The organism is Psychrobacter sp. GW64-MNA-CIBAN-0177 (assembly GCF_040309585.1).
Lineage (GTDB): Bacteria > Pseudomonadota > Gammaproteobacteria > Pseudomonadales > Moraxellaceae > Psychrobacter > Psychrobacter okhotskensis.
This window is the reverse complement of sequence record NZ_JBEOOY010000264.1, coordinates 1-269: the sequence shown is the minus strand read 5'-3', so window position 1 is coordinate 269 and position 269 is coordinate 1. Positions and strand designations below refer to the sequence as shown.

1 protein-coding gene is annotated in these 269 nt (G+C 46.1%); it reads right to left on the bottom strand.

Features of this window, described 5'->3' with window-relative positions; genetic code table 11:
• Positions 1–269, bottom strand: a 269-nt coding sequence (locus AAEY79_RS15025; protein WP_352289221.1) for an efflux RND transporter permease subunit, incomplete at both ends; no start/stop codon positions are given.

Here is a 269-nt window from a genome sequence, read left to right as displayed (position 1 = left end):
CGATTTAACGAGCTGGCATCGGCAAACTCTTCAATCGAGACTAAGTTCGATAACGGGATCAGTTCTTGCGAACGATCCGAACGAACGTAAAGATTCTGCATATCCGTAGCAGTACTTTGATTGTCACGATTACCTTCGACAATCACATCATACTCTTCACCATCGCGCATAAAGGTTGTCACCAAGCGCGATCCAAGCATCGACTCTAATGTTCGGCCAATATGCGCAATTGATACCCCTAAATCTGCTGCACGTTCACGGTCAATCAC